23 protein-coding genes are annotated in these 25095 nt (G+C 61.5%); 7 read left to right on the top strand and 16 right to left on the bottom strand.

The genetic code is table 11. The features are described 5' to 3' along the window. The 6 genes from U5K31_06320 to U5K31_06295 all read right to left on the bottom strand — a co-directional run bounded on the left by U5K31_06320 (position 1) and on the right by U5K31_06295 (position 4620). Entirely contained in the window at positions 1-645 is a 645-nt protein-coding gene (locus tag U5K31_06320) for a deoxynucleoside kinase (GenBank protein ID MDZ7772337.1), read from the bottom strand. Between the two features lies 1 nt (position 646). After that, positions 647-1135: a 2-amino-4-hydroxy-6-hydroxymethyldihydropteridine diphosphokinase gene (gene folK / locus U5K31_06315; GenBank protein MDZ7772336.1), complete on the bottom strand. Its 489-nt coding sequence runs from the start codon at positions 1133-1135 to the stop codon at positions 647-649. Then, positions 1123-1482 (bottom strand): dihydroneopterin aldolase, encoded by a 360-nt coding sequence (gene folB, locus U5K31_06310; GenBank protein MDZ7772335.1) that lies wholly within the window; start codon positions 1480-1482, stop codon positions 1123-1125. Before folB ends, folK begins: the two co-directional genes overlap by 13 nt. An 11-nt stretch (positions 1483-1493) precedes the next feature. Beyond that, positions 1494-2939 carry a chromosomal replication initiator protein DnaA gene (gene dnaA / locus U5K31_06305; protein MDZ7772334.1) on the bottom strand — a complete coding sequence of 482 codons (1446 nt, stop codon included), beginning with the start codon at positions 2937-2939 and terminating at the stop codon, positions 1494-1496. Between the two features lie 406 nt (positions 2940-3345). Next, positions 3346-4209: a peptide chain release factor N(5)-glutamine methyltransferase gene (prmC, locus tag U5K31_06300; protein ID MDZ7772333.1), complete on the bottom strand. Its 864-nt coding sequence runs from the start codon at positions 4207-4209 to the stop codon at positions 3346-3348. A gap of 18 nt (positions 4210-4227) precedes the next feature. Continuing rightward, positions 4228-4620, bottom strand: a complete 393-nt coding sequence (locus U5K31_06295; protein MDZ7772332.1) for a hypothetical protein — start codon at positions 4618-4620, stop codon at positions 4228-4230. A gap of 187 nt (positions 4621-4807) precedes the next feature. Here U5K31_06295 and U5K31_06290 point away from each other — a divergent pair, with 187 nt between their 5' ends. The 5 genes from U5K31_06290 to U5K31_06270 all read left to right on the top strand — a co-directional run bounded on the left by U5K31_06290 (position 4808) and on the right by U5K31_06270 (position 9491). After that, entirely contained in the window at positions 4808-5614 is an 807-nt protein-coding gene (locus tag U5K31_06290; GenBank protein ID MDZ7772331.1) for a hypothetical protein, read from the top strand. A gap of 76 nt (positions 5615-5690) precedes the next feature. Beyond that, positions 5691-6977 (top strand): phosphopyruvate hydratase, encoded by a 1287-nt coding sequence (gene eno / locus U5K31_06285; protein MDZ7772330.1) that lies wholly within the window; start codon positions 5691-5693, stop codon positions 6975-6977. A 9-nt stretch (positions 6978-6986) separates the two neighbouring features. Next, positions 6987-8135 (top strand): DNA replication and repair protein RecF, encoded by a 1149-nt coding sequence (gene recF, locus U5K31_06280; GenBank protein ID MDZ7772329.1) that lies wholly within the window; start codon positions 6987-6989, stop codon positions 8133-8135. Next, the gene (locus tag U5K31_06275) at positions 8132-8434 is read left to right on the top strand and encodes a DUF721 domain-containing protein (GenBank protein ID MDZ7772328.1); all 303 of its coding nucleotides are present in this window, start codon (positions 8132-8134) and stop codon (positions 8432-8434) included. Before recF ends, U5K31_06275 begins: the two co-directional genes overlap by 4 nt. Before the next feature lie 52 nt (positions 8435-8486). Continuing rightward, positions 8487-9491, top strand: coding sequence for a hypothetical protein (locus U5K31_06270; protein ID MDZ7772327.1), 1005 nt, complete (start codon positions 8487-8489; stop codon positions 9489-9491). A 22-nt stretch (positions 9492-9513) separates the two neighbouring features. Here U5K31_06270 and U5K31_06265 read toward each other — a convergent pair whose 3' ends face one another. From U5K31_06265 to rplM, 8 genes are all read right to left on the bottom strand, one after another. Continuing rightward, positions 9514-10758 (bottom strand): 4-hydroxy-3-methylbut-2-enyl diphosphate reductase, encoded by a 1245-nt coding sequence (locus U5K31_06265; protein MDZ7772326.1) that lies wholly within the window; start codon positions 10756-10758, stop codon positions 9514-9516. 112 nt (positions 10759-10870) lie between these two features. Next, complete coding sequence (smc, locus tag U5K31_06260; protein MDZ7772325.1) at positions 10871-14392, bottom strand: chromosome segregation protein SMC; 3522 nt, start codon at positions 14390-14392, stop codon at positions 10871-10873. A gap of 77 nt (positions 14393-14469) precedes the next feature. Continuing rightward, positions 14470-15039, bottom strand: coding sequence for a ribosome recycling factor (gene frr / locus U5K31_06255; GenBank protein MDZ7772324.1), 570 nt, complete (start codon positions 15037-15039; stop codon positions 14470-14472). A gap of 65 nt (positions 15040-15104) precedes the next feature. Beyond that, a complete protein-coding gene (gene pyrH, locus U5K31_06250; GenBank protein ID MDZ7772323.1) occupies positions 15105-15839 on the bottom strand; it encodes a UMP kinase in 735 nt (244 codons plus the stop codon). 83 nt (positions 15840-15922) lie between these two features. Next, entirely contained in the window at positions 15923-16756 is an 834-nt protein-coding gene (gene tsf, locus U5K31_06245; protein MDZ7772322.1) for a translation elongation factor Ts, read from the bottom strand. A 53-nt stretch (positions 16757-16809) separates the two neighbouring features. Continuing rightward, positions 16810-17766: a 30S ribosomal protein S2 gene (gene rpsB / locus U5K31_06240; GenBank protein MDZ7772321.1), complete on the bottom strand. Its 957-nt coding sequence runs from the start codon at positions 17764-17766 to the stop codon at positions 16810-16812. Between the two features lie 142 nt (positions 17767-17908). Further along, positions 17909-18295 (bottom strand): 30S ribosomal protein S9, encoded by a 387-nt coding sequence (rpsI, locus tag U5K31_06235; protein ID MDZ7772320.1) that lies wholly within the window; start codon positions 18293-18295, stop codon positions 17909-17911. A gap of 16 nt (positions 18296-18311) precedes the next feature. Beyond that, complete coding sequence (gene rplM / locus U5K31_06230; protein ID MDZ7772319.1) at positions 18312-18755, bottom strand: 50S ribosomal protein L13; 444 nt, start codon at positions 18753-18755, stop codon at positions 18312-18314. A gap of 244 nt (positions 18756-18999) precedes the next feature. On the opposite strand from rplM, the gene acnA reads away from it, so the two are divergent. Then, positions 19000-21714 carry an aconitate hydratase AcnA gene (acnA, locus tag U5K31_06225; GenBank protein ID MDZ7772318.1) on the top strand — a complete coding sequence of 905 codons (2715 nt, stop codon included), beginning with the start codon at positions 19000-19002 and terminating at the stop codon, positions 21712-21714. A 178-nt stretch (positions 21715-21892) separates the two neighbouring features. After that, positions 21893-23167, top strand: coding sequence for a histidine kinase dimerization/phosphoacceptor domain -containing protein (locus U5K31_06220; protein MDZ7772317.1), 1275 nt, complete (start codon positions 21893-21895; stop codon positions 23165-23167). A gap of 61 nt (positions 23168-23228) precedes the next feature. On the opposite strand, the gene U5K31_06215 is transcribed toward U5K31_06220, so the two are convergent. After that, entirely contained in the window at positions 23229-24377 is a 1149-nt protein-coding gene (locus U5K31_06215) for an NAD(P)/FAD-dependent oxidoreductase (GenBank protein MDZ7772316.1), read from the bottom strand. After that, on the bottom strand, positions 24374-25093 hold the full coding sequence (locus U5K31_06210) for a methyltransferase domain-containing protein (protein ID MDZ7772315.1): 720 nt from the start codon (positions 25091-25093) through the stop codon (positions 24374-24376). The genes U5K31_06215 and U5K31_06210 overlap by 4 nt, the downstream gene beginning before the upstream one ends. Between the last annotated feature and the right edge of the window lie 2 nt (positions 25094-25095).

Raw genomic sequence — 25095 nt, 5'->3', positions numbered from 1 at the left:
TCAGCCCGGGTTGATGGAAATGTGCGTGTTGCCCCGGATGGGTTCGTTGAAAATCTGTTCCTCAATATAATCCAGGTGCTTCTCCTCGCTCACAAAATCGATTTCGGTGGCATTGATGATGATGAGCGGGGCTTTGCTGTAGTGGTAAAAGAAATGGTTGTAGGCCTCGGTGAGTTCCGCAAGGTAGCTGCGGGAGATGTGACGCTCGTAGTCACGGTCCCGGTCGCGGATATTTTTCATGAGCCGGTCCACCGACGACTGCAGGTAGATGACCAGATCGGGGCGCGCCGAGATTCCCGCCATAATGTTGAAAATAGAGTCGTAAAGCGCCAGCTCGTCGTCCTCCAGGTTGAGCCGCGCGAAGATGCGGTCCTTTTCGAAAATATAGTCGGCGACGGTGGTCTGGTGGAAAAGGTCCTGGTCGAGCATCTCCTGCTGCTGCTTGAAGCGGCTGGCCAGGAAGGCCATCTGGGTGGGAAAGGCGTAGCGCTCGCGGTCCTGGTAGAATTTGGGGAGGAAGGGATTCTCCTCGAACTGCTCCAGCACCAGGCGCGCGCCGTGCCGTTCGGAGAGCAGTTTGGCGAGGGAAGTTTTGCCGACCCCAATAACACCTTCAATGGCAATAAAATCGAATTGGTTCTGCATCCTACCAGGTGGCATTCAGTTTTCTGACCGAAAGGTCCGGGGCGCGGGCGATGAGCTCGTCAACGGGGGTGCGGGTCTCCGGATCCTTCCACTCCGGCCGCAGCTCGCGCAGGGGTTCCAGAACAAACAGGCGGTTCCGGTATTCGGCATGCGGAATAATAAGGGTATCGTGCTGAATCACCAAGTTCCCCCAGGAGATTATATCCAGATCGATGGTGCGCGCGCTCCAGCGGGGTGCCCCGGCCGAGCGCCCGTGCGCCTTCTCAAAACGCTTGAAGCGGCGGACCAGCGTTTCGGGCTCCGCAGAACTGTGGATTTCCACCGCCGCATTGAGAAAATACCGTGTGGAGGGTCCCACCGGCTCGGTCATCCAGAGGGAGGAGGCGCGCAGCCCCTTCTCGGAGATCTCTTCCAGAAAGCCCCGGGCGTCGCTCATGTAGCGGCGTCGGTCCCCCACGTTCGAACCGAGGGCGACGATCACCGGGTCCATGACATGCGTATTTCGGAGTGGGAAGCGGGCGAGGGAAGCGGAGGGTCCATCTTGCGTACGGCAACCTCGATGCGACGGGCCTGCGGGTGCTGCGCGAGGAGACGCTCACCGATGCGCAGCGCCAGGGTTTCCAGCAGTTTTACGGAAGGGCCTTCCATGACGGATCGCACGGCCGTCTCGGCCTGCTGGTAGTCCAGCGCGTGCTCCAGCTCGTCGCTGCGGCCCGCCTGGCGGAAATCACCCTCGAACCGAAGGTCGACCTCGAAGGTGTTGCCCCGTCGGCGCTCCTCCTCATGGTAGCCGTGGGGAGCCTTGTAGCGAAGCGCGTTAAGGCGAAGGGTGTCCATCCGCGTGGAAATCAGAGGCTGGCGACTTCGATTTTCTGCTTGAGCTCCTCGACGATGCGCTTGTGCTTGGGGGAGGTCTGCATGCGCTCCTCCACAGTGGATATGGCGTGGATGACCGTAGAGTGGTCGCGTCCCCCAAAATGCAGGCCGATGGTTTTGAGGCTGGAGTCGGTAAACTGTTTGGCCAGGTACATGGCGATCTGGCGGGCTTCAACGATCTCCTGCTTGCGTGTTTTTTCGCGCACTTTGTTGGTGTCGATGCCGAAGTATTCGCACACGTAATTTTGAATGGCCTCGATAGAGATCTGGGTGCTGGACTCCTTGATCATGTCCTTGAGCACCTTCTTGGCCATGCCCAAATCCAGTTCGTCGACGTGCTGCAGGGAGGAGTGGGCCAGCAACTTGATGATGGCCCCCTCCAGGTCGCGTACATTCGACTTGAAGTTGTGAGCTATAAACTCCAGTACGTTGTGGGAGAGGTCGATGCCGTTGTCCACGGCTTTGCGCTCCAGGATGGCGAAGCGTGTTTCGTACTCCGGCACCTGTAGGTCGGCGCTGAGTCCCCAGCCAAAGCGGGAGATGAGCCGCTCTTCGATGTCGGGGATCTCGCGGGGGGCGCGGTCACTGGAGAGGATGATCTGCTTGCCGTCCTGGTGCAGCGCGTTGAAAATATGGAAAAACTCCTCCTGGGTCTTCTCCTTGCCGCTGAAGAATTGGATATCGTCAACGATGAGCACGTCGATCTGGCGGTAGAACATGGTGAATTCGCTGGCCCGGTTGTTGCGGATGGCCTGCACGAATTCGTTGGTGAAGCTTTCCGAGGAGATGTAGAGCACCGCCACCTCGTTGCCGTACTCCTGCTTGATCTTGTTGCCGATGCTCTGGATCAGGTGGGTCTTGCCCAGGCCGGTGCCCCCGTAAATGAAAAAAGGATTGAAGGAGTTGTTGCCGGGGTTCTCGGCGATGGCCATGGCGGCCGAGCGCGCCAGCCGGTTGCAGTCGCCCTCGATGTAGCGTTCGAAGACGTAGTTGTTGTTGAGATTGGCGTCGATCTTGGTCTTGCGGATGCCCGGGATGACAAAGGGGTTCTCGATCTTGCCGGGGCTGTACTCAGAGTAGCCGTTGATGTCCTGCTCCTTGTTGGGGGGCATGGGGCGCTGGGGGAGGCGGACCGACCGTGTGTCGCTCTGGTTGTCCGACTTTTCGAGCACCACCGAGTATTCCAGCTTTCCGTTTTCGCCCAGCACTTTCGCCAGGGTTGAGCGGAGCATCCCGTAGTAGTGTTCTTCCAGCCACTCGTACCAGAATTGGCTGGGCACCTGTATGGTCAGCGTGTTGTCATCCAGCTTGACCGGTTCGATGGGCTCGAACCAGGATTTGTACTTCTGGTAGCTGATGTTATCCTGAATAATTTCGAGACACTGCTCCCATGCGGTGTCCGCAGAAATCGTACTCAAATCCCTAGACCTCCTCAAATGGTTCTATAGTTATCTCGGATGGGAATCCGCAGTTATCCACACAAAATTAGCGGCTTTCCCCTTGCGGCTGAGATGAAGATGATAATTTCCGGGGCAGATGTCAAAAATTTTGTGGGCCGTTATCCAAAAGTTATCCACATTTCCCTAAACATCGTAAGGCGTTGTCTCCCAAGGACTTAATATTTTATCGGCTTTTCTATCAAATTGCCCTTGACATTGCCTGAGGTCTCCCTACCTATGATTTAACCTTTTGGTAACATTGCCTTAATACAATACAAAAAGTTTTCAACAAGTTATCCACACTAATTATTTCATGCGGAACCTGCGGCTGGAAGGGCGGCCGGTGAGGGTGAACCCGGCGGGAGGAGGCGCGGCAGATCCGTCCCTAGGTCCTGGATGCCAGGACGAAGCGCGGCTTTTTTTCGTAGTCCTTCACCATGCGCGCCTGCCAGCCGGAACGGTCGAAAAGATCGAGGATCTCCCCCGGGTTGTTTTCGTGAATTTCCAGGTAGAGGCGTCCGTCGTCTGCAAGCAGTTCCGCGGCGGCGTCCCGGATGGAACCGTACATGGCTTTCAGGTCTTCGCAGTAGAGGGCCTCTGCGGGTTCGTGGTCGGCCACCTGTTTCTGGAGTCCGTCCTTTTCTCCCGGACGCACGTAGGGGGGATTCGAGACTATCAGGTCGAAAGGGCCCTCGAGCGGGAGTTCCCGCCAGGCCGTCATGTCGCCATGCAGGAAATGCACGTCCGTTCCGTTGGCCTCGGCGTTTCGGCGGGCCGTCTTCAGGGCCTCCGGGGAAAGCTCCACCGCGTGAAGCTCCCACCCCGGACGTTCCTGCTTGAGGGCGATGGAAATGCAGCCCGAGCCTGTGCCCAGATCCAATGCGCGAAGCGAGTCGGCCTCCTCGTACTCCAGGATGATTTCTACGAGCTGTTCGGTCTCGATGCGGGGGATCAGTACCTCGGGACCTACCGTGATGCGCGCATTCATGAAATCGGTGTAGCCGGTGATGTACTGCAGGGGCTCATGGGAGGCGCGTCGCTTGACCATGGGGCGGAGTTCCTCCAGTTCGGTGCGGCTCAGCGGGCGGTCGAATTTCAGGTAGAGGTCGAGACGCTTGACTTCGAGCACCTCTGCGAGCAGCCACTCGATGCTGTGGCGGGCGTCGGGAATACCGCGCTCGGCGAAATAATCGGTTGCCCACTCCATCATGGAGAGCACAGTCCAGTCTTCGGTACGGGTGGCCTTCATGTCAGAGACGTGATGGGATCAGGACTCCTCTTCCTTGGGCTCCTGCTCTTTCTCCTCCTGCACCGTCAGCCCGAACCGCTTGGAAAAGTCCAGAATAAAGTCGGTCACCTCGTCGTCGATGGTGCGTTTTTCTTCGTCCAGGGAGGAGCCGCGGAAGCCCATGCGTCCCCCGGTCTTGTTAAGTTCGAAGCGGCACTGTTTGCCCGTAAACTCGATGATGCAGGTGAGGGTGACGCTGGCGTTGATCTGCTTCTCGTACTCTTCGTATACGGCGACATGCACCACGTCCTTGGTTTTGTCGGACTCGTACTTGTATAGGTGCTTGGGCTCGATGCTTGAGAATAGCTGGTTGGGCATTCGTCGCAGCGTGCCGGCAGGCCCAAAAATGATGTACTTATTGGCTGAACTCATAGGGGGTTTGTACAGTATTCGAAAGTTAGGATATGCATACCTCGTAAACAGCCTGAATAAACGCCATTATTCATCAATTGTCAAATGGTTGGTGAGGTCATCGGGGACTATTTAGTCGTATACTTTTTTTGTAGTTTTGGAGTTATAATGTCGCGTACCCCCTATACTCGACTAAGGACCTAAGGCCATGCATACGATCACGAAGGGTTTTGCCCCGCTAATGCTCATGCTCCTGCTTGCCGTTGCCGCGACGCCGCCGGCCCACGCCCAGCTTCAGGAGCCCGAGGTACTCGACATCGAAGAACCCCGCACTCTCTGGGGCGAAGGCCTGCGCAACGGCCTGGGCGCCAACCTGGTAGTCAACAATTTCGGTTTGGGGCTGCAGGGCCACTACTCGCGCATCCTGTCACCCTACACCGAGTTGACCCTCAGCGTCGGCATCACCGGCATCCGCGATGTGAGCGAGCAGAGTTTCCAGGACTTCTTTACCGGGCAGCGCGTCATCCCCAACAAGTACAATCGCGCCCTCGGCTTTCCCTTTCTGGTGGGCATCAAACATCGCATGTTCGCCCGTCAGATCGACGACAATTTCCGCCTATTCATATCAACGGCCGCCGGACCGGCCTTAGGCTTTACCTATCCCTACTTCAACGACGTTGACAATAGCGGATTTCGAAATGTCGTCGAAGTCAACGGCGTACCTCGGGTGGAGAAGATCAACGACTTCTTTTCTGGCTGGAGCGACGGAGCGTCCCAATGGGGCCTTTCGGCCGAATTCAAGGTGGGCGTCGACTTCGGAGAGAACTTTCGCCACCTTACCCGCGTGGAGTTCGGATATTTCTTCTACTACTTCCAGCAGGGGCTGCAGATTTTGGAACCCTACCAGGGGATAACCAACAGCGAGGGCACCCTCGTGGACCGCGAGCCCTTTCACGACGCCCAAAAGTTTTTCGGAACACCGCAGATAAGTCTCATCTTCGGCAGCATGTGGTAACCCTTCCTTCTTTTCAAGCTTGGGAAATCCTCGTACCTTGGGGCTCCAACCCATCCGGAACCCTAAGACAGCGGGCATGAGTTACATTGAGCAGATTCTGGGCAGGCAGATTATCGATTCGCGGGGCAATCCAACCGTCGAGGTGGATGTGATCCTGGAGTCCGGCGTCTTTGGCCGCGCGGCGGTTCCCTCCGGGGCCTCCACCGGCGAGCACGAGGCGGTGGAGCTGCGCGACACCGACTCACCCCGCTGGATGGGCAGGGGCGTGAGCCAGGCTGTGGATATCGTCGGCGGCATGATCGACGAGGAGCTGCGCGGAATCGAGATATTCAACCAGGCGGAGATCGACAACACCCTTATCGAGCTCGACGGCACCGATAACAAATCCAACCTGGGCGCCAATGCCATCCTGGGCGTATCCCTTGCGTCCGCCGATGCGGCGGCCAACGCGCTGAACCTTCCCCTGTGGCGTTATGTGGGCGGGGTGAACGCCAAGGTGCTGCCCCTGCCCATGATGAACATCATCAACGGGGGCTCCCACGCCGACAACAACGTGGACCTGCAGGAATTCATGATCATGCCGGCCGGGGCGCCAAACTTTTCGGAGGCCCTGCGCATGGGCACCGAAATTTTCCACCATCTCAGGGACGTGCTCTCCGGCCTCGGCTATGCCACGGCGGTTGGGGACGAGGGCGGTTTTGCGCCCGACCTGAAATCGAACGAGGAGGCCGTGGAAGTGATTCTGCGCGCCGTGGAGTCCGCCGGCTATACGCCAGGCGAGGAGGTGCTGCTGGCCCTCGATCCCGCCACATCCGAACTGTACAACCCCGACGACGGCATCTATACCTTTCAATGGAGCGACGGCTCGCGTCGGGATGCCGACGAGATGGTGGCCTACTGGACCAAGTGGTCGGAGCGCTGGCCCATCGTCTCCATTGAGGACGCCATGGCCGAGGACGACTGGGAGGGCTGGGAAAAAATCACGGCCGCTGTGGGAGAACGCGTGCAGCTGGTGGGCGACGATCTCTTTGTAACCAATACCGAACGCCTGTCCCAGGGCATCCGACGCGGGGTGGGCAACTCCATCCTGATCAAGGTAAACCAGATCGGAACTCTCACCGAAACCCTGGACGCCATTGAAATGGCCCATAAGAACGACTATACCGCTGTCATATCCCATCGTTCGGGGGAGACCGAGGATACCTCCATTGCCGACCTGGCCGTGGCCGTCAATGCGGGTCAGATCAAGACCGGCTCCCTGAGCCGAACGGACCGCACCGCCAAGTACAACCGGCTGCTGCGCATCGAGGAACAGCTGGGATCCAATGCCATCTTCATGGGCCGGGATGCCTTCGGCTTTTAGGCCATTCCCATGATCATCACGCGACTTGCGCTTGAAAATTTCCGCAACCACGAGTTCACCGAACTTTCGTTGGCGCCCCACCTGAACGTGATTACGGGACCCAACGGCGCGGGAAAGACCAACATCATTGACGCCATTCACTACCTGTGCATGTCGCGCAGCTTCATCGCCGGCAGCGACCGCTACGTGGTAAACCACGACGCCCCCTATTTTACGGTTAAAGGCGATTTCGAGGGCAACATACGCTCCAGCTTCCAGGTGGGATGCTCTTACTCCCGCGGGGAGGGCAAGAAGATCTTTGTCAACGAAAGTCCCCTGGACCGGCTGTCGGATCTCATCGGCATGGTGCCGGTGGTGGTTCTGGCGCCCGGCGACAAGAAACTGACCAGCGAGGGTCCCACGGAGCGTCGCTCCTTCGTGGACTCCTTCATCAGCCAGCTCTCTTCGCGCTACCTGCGCGACCTCTACGATTTCCGCAACGCGCGGCGCCAGCGAAACACCCTGCTGCAGGAGTTCCGCGGCTCCCGGGACGTGCTGACAGCCTACCTGGAACCCTGGAACGCCCAGCTGGTAGCGTACGGCTCGCGCATCGTGGCGCGCCGCACCCAGGTGCTCAACCGTTTCGAGGAATACCTGGCAAGGGAGTACGAGCTGATCTCCGGCATGCGCCATCGTCCCCACCTGCAGTACCAGACCCTCTGCGAGCCGTCGGAGGACGCCGAGGTTGTAGAGGAGCGCTACCACCAGGCCCTGGAGGAGGCCCTCGACCACGAGCTGGAGCGCGAGGTGACTACCGTGGGACCGCATCGCGATGAAGTGGTGTTCTACCTCGACGATTTCGAGCTGCGCAAGTACGGCTCTCAGGGACAGCACCGCCTCTTTGCCCTTGCTTTGAAACTGGCTCAGCTTTTGTATTTTTCGGACGAACTGGACGACCTGCCCATTTTCCTGCTGGACGATGTCTTCGGCGACCTCGACGAGCAGCGAACCGAAGTGCTGCTGAGTGCAATCCGGGACCATGCCGGGCAGACCTTTATCACCTCGGCCAACCCCGCGCCCCTTGAGAAATTCCTGGACTTCGACGGGACGCGCAACCGCAGGTACCGCGTGGAGCAGGGCGAGGTAACTCCGATGCAACCTCAAGCCTCCGACGGATGAGCCGATTCCGCTCCGACCCCCCCAAATCCCTGCGGGAACTCGTCAAGGATTTCCTGGACGACTATCCGCACCGCAAGCGTCTCAAACGCGGAATGATCCTCTCCCTCTGGGAGCGCACCGTGGGCGAGCGCATCGCGCGGGAGACGGAGGATGTGCATTTCGAGCACGGCAAGCTGGTGGTGCACGTGAAGAACCCGGCCTGGCGGCATGAAATTCATATGAAGCGCTACAATATCGCCCGCAAGCTCAACGAGGAGGTGGAGGAGGAGATTATTCAGGAAATTGTAGTGCGCTCCTGAGTTTGACTGCTTTGGCCGCCCGATCTATATTATTGCGAATACAAGCCGAGCCATGAGCAAATCTACCTTTGAACAACTGAAGGAAAAATTCCTCGACCGCTGGAACCGCATCGTGCGCCGCCCGGACGACGAGGGCGTGCCCGACGTGAGACGTGAGAAGGTGGCGGTATTTGTCGTAGCCTTCGTCCTGGCGCTGGGACTCTGGCTGCTGGTGGAGCTGAGCAGCGAATTCCCCCTCACCCTTAACATGCCCCTGGAGCTGGGCAACATGCCCGCCGACCGCGCGCTGGTGGAGGAGCTTCCCGACATGGTGACCGTGAACGTGACCGGGGAGGGATGGGACCTGATCACCCTCTACAACAACCCCACGCCCATCTACGTGGATGTCACCGAAAGCGAAATCAACCTCTCCGACGAGGTCCGACGCCACATCACAAGGCCCGGGATCACCGTCCAGCGCGTGCAGCCTCTTACCCTCAGCCTGGAGATGGAGGAGCGGGTCTCCCGCACGGTGTCCGTCACCCCGCACGTTGAGCTCGGCTTCCGCGAGCGTTTCGGGCAGGTAAGCGAAGCACGGGTGGTGCCCGACAGCGTCACGATCACCGGGGCGGCCTCGCTGGTCGACACGCTGACCAGCTGGCCTACCCGGCCCACCGCCATCACAGGCATCGGGGGGGACGTGAGCCGGGAACTGGAGCTGCAGGATCCCGGCGAGCTGATCGAGCTGGACCGCCAGGCCGTCTCCTATCAGATGGACGTGTCGGAATTCACCGAGGCTGAAGTTCGGGTACCCATCACGACACAAAACCTGCCCCCCGGCCGAAGCGTAAATTACAGTCCGTCGGTGCTGACGGTAACCTACGACGTGCCCATCGACCAGTACCGACTTGTGGAAGATCAGGTGCCTTTCAACGCCTGGGTGACCTACGAGCAGATCCTGAGCGACTCCACCGGGTTCGTCACGCCGGAGCTGGAGATCTCGGCCAAAGACCTTAACCTGCGTCTGCGATCCCAACAGCCCAGCGAAGTGGCCTACTTCATTGTGATGGACAACTGATCACGCCACAGGGCCCGGTCGGCTACTCCGCCAGCTCTTTTTCGAAGGGCGCGAGGACCTGCTCCAGCGGACGTGTGCCTTGGTGCCAGTCCAGGATCTTCACCAGCACCTCGTCCACCAGCACGTCGGGACAGGAGGCCCCGGAGGTGAGAGCCACCTTCAGCGGCTCGGCCGCCGTCGGCATCCAGTCTTCCGTCTCCTTCAGGATATCCTCCCACTGGTCGTAGTGGCGTACCAGGTGGGGGGAGGCCATCTCCCCGGCGTCGCGCACGTGGTAGGTGGGGAAGGCGTGCTCCAGGATCTCCACCAGGTGCATGGTGTTGGAGGAGTTGTAACCCCCTACCACAAGGGCAAGGTCTGCATCCGTCTCCGCCAGGGCGAGGGTGGCCGACTGGTTTTCGTTGGTGGCGTAGCAGAGGGTGTCGGAGGTGTCCGCGAAATGGTCCAATACCTCCGCCTCCCCGAATCGCTCGGCGGCCGCCTCCTTCAGGATGTCCATGACCTCCTGCGTTTCGGTTGCCAGCATGGTGGTTTGGTTAATAACTCCGAAGTGCTGCAGGTCCACCATCGGGTCGAAATCCTCCGTGCTCTTGTGCCCGAAATGCTCTTCGAAATCCTCTTTGGGACGCTTGCCGGTCATGATGTCGGCCAGTACCTGCGCCTCCCCGGGGTTGAGCACCACTACGCAGGCCGAGTGCTCGGAGGTATGCGAGAACGTGGCGCGGGTCTCCTCGTGGTAGTGCTTGCCGTGGATGACCAGCGAATGGCCCTTGTTGCCCAGCTGTCTCCCGCGCTTCCAGACCTTCTCCACGAAGGGACAGGTGGTGTTGTATTCGTAGGGATCAATCCCCTGTTTTTTGAGCTTCTCCTGGATTTCAAGCGTGGTGCCGAAGGCGGGCACGATCACGATGTCGTCTTCGTCGAGCGATTCGATGGGGATGAGCTCCGAGCCGTCGGTCTCGAAGAGGAATTTCACGCCCCGCTCCTGCAGGTCCTCGTTCACCGTGGGGTTGTGAATCATCTCGCTGAGCAGGTAGATGTCGCGCTCGGGATGCTCCTCCACCGTCTTGTAGGCGATGTCGATGGCATTTTCCACCCCGTAGCAGAAGCCGAAGTGACGGGGGATGTAGAAGTGAACCGGCCCGAAATCGAGCAGGGTGGGCTCCAGATCCTTCTTGCGGGGGTCCACCACCTTGTTGGCCTCCTTCACCTTTCGGATGACGGGCGACCGGTAAATCTCAGGGATGTCGAACTTCTTTCGAGCCATTCAGGATGGGGATTCGGAACGGTGAGAATTCTACCCTGAAATATAAGGAAATTGGATGGGACTTCCCGACTCCCCGACTCCCCGACTTCCAGACTTTATGACTTCAAGACTTTCAGGCTTCCGTAACTTCGTCCATCTTCACGCCCACCAGCCGGCTGATGCCGGTTTCCGGCATGGTGATGCCGTACATCATCTCCGCCTTGCTCATCGTCTTCTTGTTGTGGGTGATGATGATGAACTGGGTGTCCTGGCTGAAACGCTTGATCATGGCGGCGAAGCGCTCGATGTTGGCGTCATCCAGCGGCGCGTCCACCTCATCCAGTACGCAGAAGGGGGAGGGCTTGACCAGGTAGATGGAGAACAACAGGGCGATGGCGGTAAGGGTTTTCTCGCCGCCTGAGAGCTGGTTGATGGTGGAGGGTCGTTTACCACGGGGATTGGCCTTGATCTCGATGGTGGCCTCCAGCGGATCTTCTGCCTCCTCGTCGATGACAAGGTCGCAGTGGTCGTCTTCGCTGAAGAGGGTCTGGAAAACATCCACAAAGTTTTCGCGGATCTTCTCGAAGGTGGTGTTGAACCGCTCGGTGGCGGTCTTGTTGATCTCCTCGATGGTTTCGCGCAGCTCCTCCTCCGCCTGCCGCAGGTCGCCGATCTGTTCTTCGTAGAAGTCGAGCCGCTCCTTCTCCTCCTCGTACTCCTCGATGGCCAGGGGATTCACCTCGCCGATCTTGTTGAGTTTTTGCCGCAGGAAGGCCAGCCGCTCCTTCACCTCGTCGGGCTTGCGGTCCTCGGGCAGCTCCACCTCGATCTGGTCCATCAGCATGTCGTAGGTCTCCCAGATGTGGTCCGACAGGTTTTCGGCCTGCATCTCGAATTTCTCCCTGGCCATGGAGAGGTGGTGGATGAGCTCCATGTTCACCTCCTTGCGCCGGCGCACCTCCTTGAGTTCCTTCTCCACCTCATTGATGCGTCCCCGCGCCTTGGCTGAGCTCTCCTCGGCCGCCTCAAGCTCCTTGTCGGCTTCGTTCTTCTTTTGCTTCAACGCTTCCAGTTGCTCTTCCGACTCGGCGATGGAGGACTTGTACTCCCGGATGCGTTCGCGCGCCTCCTCGGTCTTCTCGGAGCGGTGCTCCAGGCGCTCCTTCAGGCTGGCGATGCCGCTCTCGGCCCGGCGGATCTCCTTCTCGTGGTTCTCCACCTTGTTCTTCAGGTCCTGGTGCTTCAGCCGGGCGTCGTTGTAGCGGTTTTGGGCGATGGAGCGCTCCTCTTCCAGCTCCTTCAGCTCCCCACGCCTGGCCTCCTGCCTTTCGGTCAACTCCCCGCGACGCTGTTCCAGTTCCCTGCGGCGGGGCTCCAGCTCCCCGAGTTCCTCGCGCAGCTCATCCGCGTCCTTGCCTACCTTCTCGCGGCGGCCTCGCAGCTCCTCGATATTCTTACGGTAGATCTCCTGGCGGGAATCCAGTTCACTGAGCTTCGTTTCGAGTCCCCGAACCTCCTGCTCGCGCTCCCGAAGGTCGGTTTCCAGGGCCTGAACGTCGATATTCCCGCGTTCCTCCTGTACCTCCCCGAGTTCCTTCTCGAGGTCGTCCAGGTCGGACCGGGCGGCCCCGGCGCGGTCTTCCAGGCTCTCGATCCTGTCGCGCAGTCCCACCCGGATGCCGGCGTTTCTGCCGGTGCTGCCGCTTTTCAGGAAACGGCCGGAGGTGACCACCTCGCCTTCGGGGGTGACACCAGCGCCGCGCGTAACGGCCACCTCTTCCCAGGCCTGCTCGACCGTATCGTACATCTTCACGTGTCCCAGCAGCAGCCGCGCCAGGGGCCGGCAGCGGTCGGGACAGTCGACGGCCCCGGCCAGCGATCCCTCCAGGCTCTCGTAGTCGTCGGAGAGGCGGTCGAGGGGGACGAAGGTGGCGCTGCCCTTCTCATGCTCTTTGAGCAGGCGAGCCGCGCGCCGGGCGTCCTCCAGGCTCTCCACCACTACGTAGTTGAGAGCCTCGCCCAAGGCGGCTTCCAGGGCCACGGCATGGGCCTGGTCGGTGGAAATAAGTTCCGACAGCACCTCCAGGGTCTCGAAGTTGCCGGCATGCTCTTCCAGCAGGTAGCGTACGCCCGCGGGAAAGGCTTCGTTGGAGGCGGCCAGCTCCTGGAGCAGCTCGATTTCGGACTGCAGGGAATCGAGGTTGCTGCGCAGGCCACGGCGTTTCTCCTTGAGCTCCTCGACGCGCCGTGACAACTCCTCTCGTCGCCCGCGCGCCTCCGTCCGTTTCTTTTCCTGCCTGTCGCGGGACTCGGCCGCCTCGTGGTGTTTCTTCTTCAGCTCTTCGCGCTCGCCGGCAATTTCTTCGATGCGTTTCTCCAGGCCGTCGATCTCCCCGGCGATGCGCTCGTCATCGTCCTCGCTGTTTTCGATGCGCGACTCAAGTCGCACGCGCCGGTTTTGCAGCTCGCCGATCTTTTCGGTGCAGCGGGCGCGTTCCTTCTCCAGCTTTTCCAGCTCCTCGCGCGCCTCGGTAAATTCCTTTTGTATCTCTGCGTAGCGCTCCTTGGAGGCCTCCAGGTTGTTTTCAGCGCGCTCCAGCTCGCTGTCGAAGCCCTCCAGCTTTTTCCGGGTACTCTTGAACAGCCCGCGAAGCTCCTCCAGGTCCGCCTCGCCCTGCTCGATGTCCTTGGTATACTGCCCGATCACCCCCTCCTCGTTGCTGATCTTTTCGCGGGTGATCTTCAGGGAGGTCTCCAGGTCGCGGATGGACGACTGCAGCTGGTTGACGCGCCGCTGCGCCTCCGACTGTTCGCGCTCCTTGTCGGTGAGCGTGGCGCGCGCCTTTTCGGCAGCCTGCTCCAGTTCTTCGGCGCTGCCCATGATCTCCTTCTTCTCCTTCTCGGCGTTGGCGATGCGCTCCTGCAGCGGCTCCAGCTCCTCCTGGATGTTGGCGTACTCAAAACGGTGCAGGGCCTTGTCCAGGAACGTCAGCTCCTCGCGGTATTCTTTGGCGGCCTTCGCCTTCTCGGCCTGCTTCTCCAGGGAATTCACCTTCTTGCGCACCTCGCTGAGGATGTCCTCCAGCCGCTGCAGGTCGCCCATGGTGTCGTCCAGCTTGCGGAAGGTCTTCTTGCGCTTGTCCTTATAGCGGGTCACCCCGGCCGCCTCCTCAAAGAGGCGGCGCCGGTCGTTGTTGCGGTCGTTGAGGATCTCCTCCACCATCTTGAGCTCGATCACCGAGTAGGCGTCGGAGCTCATGCCGGTGTCCATGAACAGGTCGTGGATGTCCTTCAGCCGGCAGGTGGTGCCGTTGATCAGGTATTCGCTCTCCCCGGAGCGGTAGAGGCGGCGGGAGATGGTCACCTCGTTGTATTCGGTGGGCAGCAGGCCTTTGTTGTTTACAAAGGTGAGGTCGACCTCCGCCATACCCAGGGCATTTTTCTTGGAGGTGCCGTTAAAGATGACGTTGCTCATGGTGGAGGAGCGCAGCATGGTGGGACGCTGTTCCCCGAGCACCCACCGCATGGCGTCGACCACGTTGGACTTCCCGCAGCCGTTGGGTCCAACGATGGCGGTGATACCGCTGTCGAACCTGATGCGCGTCTTGTACGCAAAGCTCTTGAAGCCCTGCAATTCCAGTTCGGAAATGTACATGTTTTAGGTCGCTGTGAAGATGCGCCGAATGCGCCGAAACCCGAACCCGGGGCGGCGGCCGATGGTGACGCCGGCCGTCACACGGTCATGATTTCCTGTTCCTTCTTCTCCAGGAGCTTGTCCACCGTCTGGGTATGCTTGTCGGTGATCTTCTGGATCTCTTCCTCGGACTCGTAGCGGGAATCTTCGGGGAGCGACTCTTTCTCCACCTTCTTCTTGATCTCGTCGTTGGCGTCCCGGCGGACGTTGCGGATGGAAATGCGGGTGTTCTCGGCGATCTCCTTCACGTGCTTGACCAGGTCCTTCCGGCGCTCCTCGGAGGGGATGGGGAGGGGGATGCGGATGATGTTGCCGTCGTTGTTGGGATTGAGCCCCAGTCCCGAGGACATGATCGCCTTTTCGATCTCCTCCATGGCGGTTTTGTCGTAGGGCTCCACGGTCAGCAGGCGAGCCTCCGGGGCGCTGACGTTGGCCAGCTGGTTAAGGGGGGTCTGCGTGCCGTAGTAGTCCACCTTTACCCCGTCCAGGAGGGAAGTCTGGGCCTTGCCGGCCCGCACTCTCGAGAGTTCCTTCTTGTAATAGCCCACCGACTCGTCCATCTTGTTGTCGGTCTTGTCGATGATCTGCTGAAGTTCGGGAGGAATCATGGTACGCTCAAAGGGTTAGGATTGCGCCTTCAGCGGGGCCGCGGGGCCCCCAAGCCAGAATGAATTTACAAATTCTCGGTATTTTCCCAAACCACGGTGGAGCCCACATCTTTGTCGCCCAGCACCACGCGCTTCAGGTTGCCCGGCACATTCATGTTGAAAACGATGAAGGGCGTCTCGTTTTCCCGGCAGAGGGTAAAGGCGGTCAGGTCCATGATCGACAGGCGGCGGTCCAGCACCTCGTCGCCGCTGATGGTGGAGAACTTTTCGGCATCAGGATTCTTTTCGGGGTCGGAATCGAAGATGCCGTCCACGCGGGTGCCCTTCAGGATTACCTGGGCTTCCACCTCGATGGCGCGCAGGGAGGCGGCGGTGTCGGTGGTAAAGTAGGGGTTGCCGGTGCCGGCCCCGAATATGACCACACGCCCTTTCTCAAGGTGGCGGATGGCCCGGCGGCGGATGTAGGGCTCGGCAACCTCCTCCATGCGGATGGCCGACATGAGCCGGGTGTGCACGCCGAGTTGTTCCAGCGCGTCCTGCAGGGCCATGGAATTGATCATGGTGGCCAGCATGCCCATGTAGTCGCCCTGCACGCGGTCCATCCCCTCGGTAGCGCCCTTGACGCCGCGGAAGATGTTGCCGCCGCCGATTACCACGCAGATTTCGATATTCTCGTCGTGTACCGTCTTGATCTCATCGGCATACTGGCTGAGAATGTTGCCGTCGATGCCGTGTCCCTGCTCGCCCAGAAGTGCTTCGCCGCTCAGTTTCAGTAGAACGCGTTGGTATTTGCTTCCCACAGTGCTTTTGCCTCTGTTATGGATCGGTTATATATAAAAAAAAGGCTACCGAATTGGTAGCCCTAATTTGTGCCGCGGTCGGCTTACCCGTCCTCGCCCAGCTGCAGCCGGTGAAAGGAGCGCACCAGCGGCGTGTCGTTCTTCTCCAGGTAGTCCCGGACCGACAGGCTGTTGTCCTTTACGAATTTCTGCTCCAGCAGTACGCGCTCCTCGTAGAAGCGGCGCAGTTTGCCCTGGGCCGCCTTGTCGGCGATCTCCTCGGGCTTGCCTTCGTTGAGCAGCTGGTCGCGGGCGATCTCCAGCTCCTTCTCGACGATGGAGCTGTCCACCCCCTCGCGGGTCACCGCAAGGGGTTTCATGGCCGCAACCTGCATGGCCACATCCTTGCCGATGTCGGAGTTCTCCACAGCGCCCTCGAACTCCACCAGCACGCCGAGCTGGTTGCCCGGGTGAATGTAGGAGATGAGCTCGCCGTCCGATTTGGCCAGCACCACGCGGTTGATCTTAATCTTCTCGCCGATCTTGCCCACCATGTCCTTCAGGTGGTCGGCTACGCTCAGACCATCCACCTCGGTCTTCAGCAGCTCCTCCACACTTTCAATTTCACGGTCGTAGACCAGCTCGAGAAACTGTTCGGCACGTTCCTGAAAATCCTCATTGCGGGCCACGAAGTCGGTCTCGCAGTTGATCTCCAGGGCGGCCGCCTTGGAACCGTCCCCGCTCACGCGGCTGACGATGAGGCCCTGGTTGGCCTCGCGGTCGGCCCGCTTCTCGGAGAGTTTCTGTCCTTTCTTACGCAGGATTTCGATGGCCTTCTCGAAGTCGCCGTCGGCTTCCTGCAGGGCCTTCTTGCAGTCCATCATGCCGGCCCCGGTCTGTTCGCGCAGTTCTTTTACGTCTTTTGCAGAGATGCTCATAGTGCTGTTGGCTTCAGCGTTTCAGGTGAATGGATGTGGGGCGGGAGGGAGCTCTACTCCTCTTCGCCCGCACCGTCGCCGGATTCCCCGGCGTCAGTGTCGCCGGACTCGTCTTTGGCTTTCAGCCCGGCCGCCTTCTTGTCGCCCTCGTCCTCCTCATCCTGGGGCGTGATGTCGGTCTCGGGAGAGGAGGCGGCCTTTTCGACGCGCTTGCGCCGGGTGCGGCGGCGTCCTCCTGAGGATGAGTCCGGCTGCCGGCTCTCTTCGGCCCTGCGCGCCTCCTCGGCGGCCTGCTCCATCAGTTCCTCCTCCTTGTGGGCCTCGCGCTCGGCGTTGCCGGCAATGATGGCGTCGGCCACGTGGGAGGCGATCAGCTGTATGGTGCGCGCCGAATCGTCGTTGCAGGGAACGATGTAGTCGGGAATGTCAGGGTCGCTGTTGGTGTCGACCATGGCCACGATGGGGATGTTCAGTTTCACGGCCTCGTTGACCGCGATGTCCTCCTTGATGGTGTCCACCACGAAGATGGCCCCGGGAATGTGGTTCATGTTGGCGATGCCGCCCAGGGTCTGCTCCAGCTTTTCGCGTTCGCGATCGAGCATGAGAGCCTCCTTCTTGGTCAGCTCCTCAAAGGTGCCGTCCTCGCTCATCCGGTCGATCTCCTCCATGCGCGAGATGCTCTTGCGGACGGTGGAGAAGTTGGTGAGCATGCCACCCAGCCAGCGGTGGGTAACAAAGGGCATGCCGCAGCGGATGGCTTCGGTGCGGACGATGTCCTGCGCCTGTTTCTTGGTGCCGACGAAAAGGATCGTCTTGCCGGCGCGCGCCAGCTTGCCCACCTCGTCGAGGGCTTCCTGGAAGAAATGGGCGGTTTTCTTGAGGTCGATGATGTGGATCCCGTTCCGCTCCATGAAGATGAATTCCTTCATCTTCGGATTCCAGCGGCGGGTCAGGTGCCCGAAATGGGCTCCTGATTTCAACATTTCTTGCAGATCAGGTACGTTGGACATGAGTCTATTTGTAGTTGAGTTATGCTTCTACGCAGGTCCACCCAGGCGCTAACTCCCGACGGGTCGGAGCACCCGGCGCGCTGGTCGCTGCGTATGTGTGATAGTTGTAAAAGGATGCGGTACGGATGTGGGTCGTGACGGCCTAGCGCTTGGAGAACTGGAACTGCTTGCGGGCCTTGGGCTGACCGTACTTCTTGCGTTCCACCATCCGGTCGTCGCGAGTCAGAAGATCGTGTTCCTTGAGTATGCCGTGCAGCTCCTCGTCGTGGTCGTCCAGGGCACGCGACAGGGCGTGCTGTATGGCGCCGGCCTGCCCGGTGATGCCGCCCCCGCTTACGTTGACCTTGATGTCAAATTTGCCAGCCATCTCGGTTAGTTCCAGGGGGAAGGAGGCGATGTTGCGGTGGGCCTGGGTGCAAAAGTAGTCGTCCAGGTTCTTTTTGTTCACGACGAAGTCTCCGTTGCCCGGCTGGATGTAGAGTCGGGCCGTGGAGGTCTTCCGTCTTCCGATGAAATTTTTCTGTTCCATTACAGTAGCGTGCAGTCTAAAATTCGACGATTTCGGGTTGCTGTGCCTCGTGCGAATGCACCGGCCCGGCGTAGACGCGGAGGTTGGTCATGATCTTGCTGCCCAGCCGGTTCTTGGGCAGCATGCCCTTCACGGCGTTGGTCACGAGGAAGGTGGGGTCTTTTTCCATCATCTCCTCGGCCGTGGCGGAGCGCTCGCCGCCGGGGTACTCCGTGTAGCGGAAGTAGGCTTTCTGCTGCATCTTCTTGCCGCTGAGCGACACCTTGTCGGCGTTAATCACGATCACATTGTCCCCGGTATCCATATGGGGGGTATACTCCGGCTTGTGCTTGCCGCGCAGCAGCCGGGCCACGTTGCTGGCCAGGCGCCCCAGAGGCTGGTCCTCTGCGTCCACCAGCAGCCACTTCTTGTCGATGTCTGCAGGCGTGGCCGAAAAGGTCTTGTTGCTGATAGTATCCACGGTAAAAAAGAGACTTTGCAATTATTTTTGGATGAAGTCTCGCAAAATATGCTTCTTTGGAACCATTTGCAACGTGTACCGCAAAATGCTTCTTCCCTCGGGACGGGGGAAATCCCTACGCGGAAGAGAGGTTCGGGAGCACAGTTTAGGTGCCGGGGAATCGGGATATTCTGGAAAAGGTTTCGTACCTTTACGGCGGTAAAATAACCGCCTGTATTCCCATGAACCGAGTTTTCCAGAGACCATGAGCACCAGCGACATCTTCAAGTCCACCCGGACCCCCTTCGAAACTCCCGCCGGCACCGCCCACTACTACAGCCTGCATAAACTGCAGGAGATGGGCTACGGGAATGTGCGGCGCCTCCCCTTTTCCATCCGCATCCTGCTGGAGGCCGTGCTGCGCGAATGCGACGGCTACCTGGTGACCGAAGAGGACGTGCGCACCCTGGCCGGCTATGATCCCGCCGACCCGCAGGGCGAAATACCTTTCAAGCCTTCGCGCGTGGTGCTGCAGGATTTCACAGGCGTGCCCGCAGTGGTGGACCTCGCCGCGCTGCGGTCGGCCATGGAGCGCATGGGAGGCGACCCGCAGTCCATCAATCCGCAGGTGCCCGTCGACCTGGTCATCGACCACTCGGTGCAGGTGGACATGTTCGGGCAGGAGTACGCTTTTATGCATAACGTGGAGAAGGAGTTCGAGCGCAACCGCGAGCGCTACGAGTTTCTCAAGTGGGGACAGAAGGCCTTCGATAACTTCAAGGTGGTGCCTCCGGGACGCGGCATTGTCCACCAGGTAAACCTGGAGTACCTGGCCAAGGGCGTGTTCACGCGCACCGAAGCGGACGGCGCCACGGTAGCCTATCCCGACACGCTGGTGGGCACCGACTCCCATACCACCATGATCAATGGACTGGGCATCCTGGGCTGGGGCGTGGGCGGCATCGAGGCGGAAGCCGCCATGCTGGGCCAGCCCATCTACATGCTGGTGCCCGAGGTGGTGGGCATGAAACTGACCGGCCGACTGCGCGAAGGCATCACGGCCACCGACCTGACGCTCACCGTTACCGAGATGCTTCGCCGCCACGGGGTGGTGGGCAAGTTCGTGGAATTCTACGGTGACGGTCTCGCCGGCATGAGCCTGCCCGACCGCGCCACCATCGCCAACATGTCGCCGGAGTACGGGGCCACCATGGGATTCTTCCCGATGGACGCCGAGGCCATGCGCTACCTGCGGCGCACCGGCCGCTCCGAGGAGCACGTGCAGCTGGTGGAGAACTACATGAAGGCGCAGGGCCTTTTCCGGACGGCGGACACCCCCGATCCCGAGTTTACCGACACCCTGGAGCTGGATCTGGCGGAGGTGGAGACCTCTCTGGCCGGGCCGAAGCGTCCCCAGGACCGCATCGCCCTGCCTCGCATGAAAGAGACCTTCGAAAACGCCCTGACCAGCGACGACCCCACCATGGGCTTCAACCTGCCGCAGGAGAAGCTGGCCAACAAGGGCCTCTACACCAACGGGCGGCAGGTGGAGATGGAGCACGGCGACGTGGTCATCGCGGCCATCACCTCGTGCACCAACACCTCCAATCCGAGCGTGATGCTGGGCGCGGGCATCCTGGCCAAAAAGGCCCTGGAGCGCGGACTCAGCGTACCGCCCTACGTGAAGACGTCGCTGGCGCCCGGCTCCCGCGTGGTCACCGACTACCTGGATGAGGCCGGCCTGACCGACGACCTCGACCGGCTGGGATTCAACCTGGTGGGCTACGGCTGCACCACCTGCATCGGCAACTCGGGCCCCCTCCCCGAAGCCGTGGAGCGGGCCGTCCGGGAGGGCGACCTCATCGTGGCGGGCGTGCTCTCGGGCAACCGGAATTTTGAGGGACGCATCCACCCGTATGTGAAGGCGAATTACCTGGCCTCCCCGCCGCTGGTGGTGGCCTACGCCCTGGCGGGCACGGTGGACATCGACCTGGCGCACGAGCCCCTGGGCACCGACCCCGAGGGCAACGACGTCTACCTGCGCGACATCTGGCCCACCTCCGATGAGATCGCCGAGCACCTGGACAACGCCATCCGCCCCGAGCTCTTTCACAAGGAGTACGGGGAGATTTTCGAGTCGGAGGAGTGGGACGCCATCCCCGTGGGCGGCGGCGAGCTCTACGAGTGGAAGGAAGATTCGACCTATATTCAGGAGCCGCCCTTTTTCAAGGACATGAGCGCCGAGCCCGAGCCTATCACCCCCATTGAGGGTGCCCGGGTCCTGGTCAAGGTGGGCGACTCCATCACTACCGACCACATCTCTCCCGCCGGCAACATCGCCGGGGATAGCCCGGCCGGACGCTACCTGGTCGAGCGGGGCGTGGAGCCGGCCGACTTCAACTCTTACGGCTCGCGGCGCGGCAACGACCGGGTCATGACACGGGGCACTTTCGCCAACGTGCGTTTCAAGAACCAGCTCGCCCCCGGCAGGGAGGGCAGCTACACCCGCTACTTCCCGGACGACGAAATCACCACTATATTCGACGCGGCCATGCGCTACCGCGAGCAGGACACGCCCCTGGTGGCCCTGGCCGGCCACGAGTACGGCACCGGCTCCTCGCGCGACTGGGCCGCCAAGGGCACCATCCTGCTGGGCGTGCAGGCGGTCATCGCCGCCTCCTACGAGCGCATCCACCGCTCCAACCTGGTGGGCATGGGCGTGCTGCCCCTGCAGTTTACCGGGGACGAGACCCACGAAAGCCTGGGGCTTGACGGCTCGGAGGTGTTCCGCATTGAGGTGGACGACGACCTGCGGCCGCGGCAGACCGTAAAAGTCACCGCCGAAAAGCCGGGCGGAGAGACGGTCGCCTTCGATACGGTCTGCCGCATCGACACGCCGGTGGAGATCGACTACTACCGCAACGGCGGGATCCTTCACTATGTGCTTCGGGAATACCGGCGTTCGGAGAAGGGAGCCTGAATCAGTCCCCTGCGTCCCACATGGCGACCGGGCGCCTGCAACCGGCGTATGGCGCGGCGTGCCCTTGCCGTAATGGCGATTTTTCGCCATGTTACCGGGTTCCTAACCAGCTAACCAACCATACCAGCCACCCGGCCGGCCTTGGCCCGGCGGGATGCGGAGGGATCCGATGACCAACATGGGGGAAAAGGGGGAAGGCCGGAATCCGCCGTCCGGCAGGGCATCGGAGGGGCAGGGCTCCGGGGACCTCACCCTGCTGCTGGAAACCATGGAGGCCATCAACCGCGCCTCGGAGCTCCAGACCCTTCTCTCGGAAAGCATGGACGCCGTATGCGAGGTGATGCGCTGCGAGGCCGGCTCCCTCATGCTGCGCGACGAGGAGACGGACGAGCTCTACGTGGCCCTGCCCAAGGGTCCCGTAAGCGAGCAGATTCGCGGGCGCGCCATTCCGCCCGAGGAGGGCATCGGGGGCTGGGTGGTTCGCCACCGCAAGCCCTATCTCTCCAACGATCCCGCCGCGTCGGAGCTTTTCTGGGGCGAGCTGAGTCCCGATTTCGAGACCCGCAGCATCCTCTGCGTGCCCCTCCTCGGGCCGGACGGGACGGCGATCGGCGCGCTGCAGGCCCTGAACCGCCGCGGGGGCGATTTTTCGGAAGGGGACGTTCCCGTGTTCCGGGCCCTGGCCTCCCACATCTCCCGGGCCATCCTGCGCACCCGCCAGATCGAGAGCCTCACCAACGAGGTGCGCGACCTGGGGCTGCTGCTTCGCGAATCCCATCACCGCATCAAGAACAATCTGGCCACCATCGCCGCCCTCATCGACATGGAGATGCCGCACGTGGAGGATCCCGCCGCCCGCCGGGCCCTCCACAACACCCGTTCGCGGCTGATCTCCATCACCGAGATGCACGACATGGTGAGCCGGTCGGGTGAGTTCGAACAGGTGGACCTCGGCCAATACCTGCAGGCGCTCACCGGCAAGATCGCAACCCTGCTGGCCGCCGGCGACCCGAAAATTTCGCTGGACCTGGAGATCGCCCCCGGCGCCCCCGTAATCCTCTCCTCGGAGAAGGCCATGTACTGCGGGATGATCCTCAACGAACTGCTGGCCAATGTCTACAAGCACGCCTTCCCGCGGGAGGACGGGACTGGAAAAAGCGGGGCCGTTGTGCGGATACAGATGGAGGCGGACGAGGAGGAGCGCATCACGCTGACGGTGACCGACAACGGGGCGGGGCTCCCGGAGCACTTCGACGCCGCCGCGCCCGACAGTCCCCGCTCGGTGGGCATCTGGGTGATCGGGGTGCTTCGCAAAAAGCTGGGAGCCACCCTCGACTACGACGGCTCCAACGGAACCCGCGTCGCAATCTCTCTTCCAAGTCATAAAGTCGAAAAGTCCAAAAGTCCTGAAGTCCAACAAGTCGAAAAGTCCGGAACGTCTGACTACAGTTAGAAGGTCCGACAGGTCCACTTTCTGACTTGTAGGACTTTATGACTTGTTAGACTTTCTGACTTTACAGACGTCGCATGGTAAACATGCGGGCCAGAAAGTGCGAGAGGGGCGTGTGCAGGGCGGCCGCCACCAGCGCGTTGCGCAGCGGAGCCAGCGCGCTGCGCCGTCCCAGCCACATGTTGAACTCCGCCCGCCGTATGGCTTTGCGCGCCCGCCGCCGGCTGCGTCGGCTGTAGGCTTCGGCCAGCTTTTCCCGTGATCCCGGCCGCTCCAGCGCCTCGCCCAGGGTGCGGGCCAGGTCGCGCGCCTGCAGCCATCCCAGGTTCATACCCTGTCCGCCTATGGGACTCACAACCTGTGCGGCGTCTCCGGCCAGGAACACGTGTCCCCGTCCGGCGCGGCCGGCCAGGTAGCGCTGCACGCCGAAACTTCCCAGCATGACGTGCTCCTCGCCCTCCAGGTTGTGTCCCGTCCTCAGATTGATCTCCCGGACCAGCCAGGGACGCTCCAGCTCTCCCATGTAGTTGCGGGTCTTGACCACCCACCGGCGGTGCCCGCCGGGCAGGGGGAAAGACTCCACCAGTCCCTGCCGGCAGAGAAAGACAGCCGCGTCGCTGCCAAAACCGGTGTTCTCGCGGAAGTCGCCCATGGCGTAGGTATGCGGGTAGGGCCCCCCTTCCCAGGCGATGCCTGCGCCCCGGCGCACCGCGCTCTCCTTGCCGTCGCAGCCCACCAGCAGCTCACAGGTAAGGGTCCGCCTGCGCCCCTCGTGTACGACCTCCACCGTTACCCCCCCGGACTCCTCCCGGTAACCGGCCAGCTCCATGCCGCGGACCAATGCGCCCGGGGCGCGCCCGGCGAGGGCTTTCTCCAGCAGGGCCTCGGTGCGGTACTGCGGCAGGGACAGGATAAAGCGGTAGGGAGGGGGACAGCGCTCGAAGGTGACCGTCCCCAGCCGGCGCCGGCCGTCCAGGGCCACGCCGCGGCGGATGTGCACGCCTTCCTCCAGGAAGGGTTCGGCCAGGCCCAGCTCATCGAAGAGTTCCAGGGAGACGGGGTGGATGCCCAGGGAACGGGAGTGCGCCACGGGTTCGGAGCGCCGTTCGGCCACCAGGCAGTCCACCCCCTCGCGCTGCAGGGCCAGTCCCAGCAGGAGTCCAACGGCGCCTCCGCCCGCCACGATCACGCTATGGTGGCGGTCGGCGCTCACGGCTCCCCCCGGTGGACCAGCAGCAGGCGGAAGAGGGGCAGGGCGCGTACCTCCCACCCCGGGGGCGCCGCCGCACGCAACTCCCGGCGCGTGTAGCTGCGCCTGATGGAGCGCAGTCCGTCGCGGGTGATGAACGAGCGGTGGAAGAAGGGGCGCGAGAGCAGCCCGAAAAGCAACCATGCCCAGTCGCTTCGCTCGATGTCGCAGAACAGGACGGGTCCGCAGCTGAGTCGGCGGGCCTGCCCAAGCAGCTCTCCCAGCTCACCCGGCGCCAGGTGGTGCATCAGGTGGTTGGAGGTGACCAGGTCGTAGTCTCCCGCCTCCCCCTTTTCCAGCAGCTGGGCCGGCGAGGCGAGACGGTAGCGCACGCCGCTGCCGGCGTGGCGCTCCGCGGCGTAGTCCACCGCCCTCGGGTCGCTGTCCACGGCGGTGACCTTCAGGCGGAACCCGTCGCCCCTCGCAAGACGGGCCAGCCGCGCGGGAATGTCGCCGCCCCCGAAGCCTATGTCGAGCAGGCGCGCGGGTCCCATGTTTTCCGGGCGGGAGGCCAGCAGGGGACGCACCTCGCTGCGGTAGAGGTGGTCCCAGCGCGAGATGAGCCGGTTGAGTATGGCGAACTGCCGGTAGGTGCGCCGCAGGCGCTCGGGGTCGCAGTCGGGGCGGTCCATCTCCTCGGTGAGCTCCGGCCGTCGGCTATGCAGCAGCAGCGGCGCCACGG

It is taken from the genome of Balneolaceae bacterium (assembly GCA_034521445.1).
Taxonomy (GTDB): Bacteria; Bacteroidota; Rhodothermia; order Balneolales; family Balneolaceae; genus JAXHMM01.
The sequence above is the reverse complement of the archived record's forward strand: the minus strand, read 5'-3'. Positions and strand labels throughout refer to the sequence as shown.

Excerpts from the sequence above, each read along its gene's own strand:
- U5K31_06320 (MDZ7772337.1), bottom strand. The coding sequence starts at position 645 with ATGCAGAACCAATTCGATTTTATTGCCATTGAAGGTGTTATTGGGGTC.
- folK (MDZ7772336.1), bottom strand. The coding sequence starts at position 1,135 with ATGGACCCGGTGATCGTCGCCCTCGGTTCGAACGTGGGGGACCGACGC.
- folB (MDZ7772335.1), bottom strand. The coding sequence starts at position 1,482 with ATGGACACCCTTCGCCTTAACGCGCTTCGCTACAAGGCTCCCCACGGC.
- prmC (MDZ7772333.1), bottom strand. The coding sequence starts at position 4,209 with ATGAAGGCCACCCGTACCGAAGACTGGACTGTGCTCTCCATGATGGAG.
- U5K31_06295 (MDZ7772332.1), bottom strand. The coding sequence starts at position 4,620 with ATGAGTTCAGCCAATAAGTACATCATTTTTGGGCCTGCCGGCACGCTG.
- U5K31_06290 (MDZ7772331.1), top strand. The coding sequence starts at position 4,808 with ATGCATACGATCACGAAGGGTTTTGCCCCGCTAATGCTCATGCTCCTG.
- eno (MDZ7772330.1), top strand. The coding sequence starts at position 5,691 with ATGAGTTACATTGAGCAGATTCTGGGCAGGCAGATTATCGATTCGCGG.
- recF (MDZ7772329.1), top strand. The coding sequence starts at position 6,987 with ATGATCATCACGCGACTTGCGCTTGAAAATTTCCGCAACCACGAGTTC.
- U5K31_06275 (MDZ7772328.1), top strand. The coding sequence starts at position 8,132 with ATGAGCCGATTCCGCTCCGACCCCCCCAAATCCCTGCGGGAACTCGTC.
- U5K31_06270 (MDZ7772327.1), top strand. The coding sequence starts at position 8,487 with ATGAGCAAATCTACCTTTGAACAACTGAAGGAAAAATTCCTCGACCGC.
- U5K31_06265 (MDZ7772326.1), bottom strand. The coding sequence starts at position 10,758 with ATGGCTCGAAAGAAGTTCGACATCCCTGAGATTTACCGGTCGCCCGTC.
- smc (MDZ7772325.1), bottom strand. The coding sequence starts at position 14,392 with ATGTACATTTCCGAACTGGAATTGCAGGGCTTCAAGAGCTTTGCGTAC.
- frr (MDZ7772324.1), bottom strand. The coding sequence starts at position 15,039 with ATGATTCCTCCCGAACTTCAGCAGATCATCGACAAGACCGACAACAAG.
- tsf (MDZ7772322.1), bottom strand. The coding sequence starts at position 16,756 with ATGAGCATCTCTGCAAAAGACGTAAAAGAACTGCGCGAACAGACCGGG.
- rpsB (MDZ7772321.1), bottom strand. The coding sequence starts at position 17,766 with ATGTCCAACGTACCTGATCTGCAAGAAATGTTGAAATCAGGAGCCCAT.
- rpsI (MDZ7772320.1), bottom strand. The coding sequence starts at position 18,295 with ATGGAACAGAAAAATTTCATCGGAAGACGGAAGACCTCCACGGCCCGA.
- acnA (MDZ7772318.1), top strand. The coding sequence starts at position 19,000 with ATGAGCACCAGCGACATCTTCAAGTCCACCCGGACCCCCTTCGAAACT.
- U5K31_06220 (MDZ7772317.1), top strand. The coding sequence starts at position 21,893 with ATGGGGGAAAAGGGGGAAGGCCGGAATCCGCCGTCCGGCAGGGCATCG.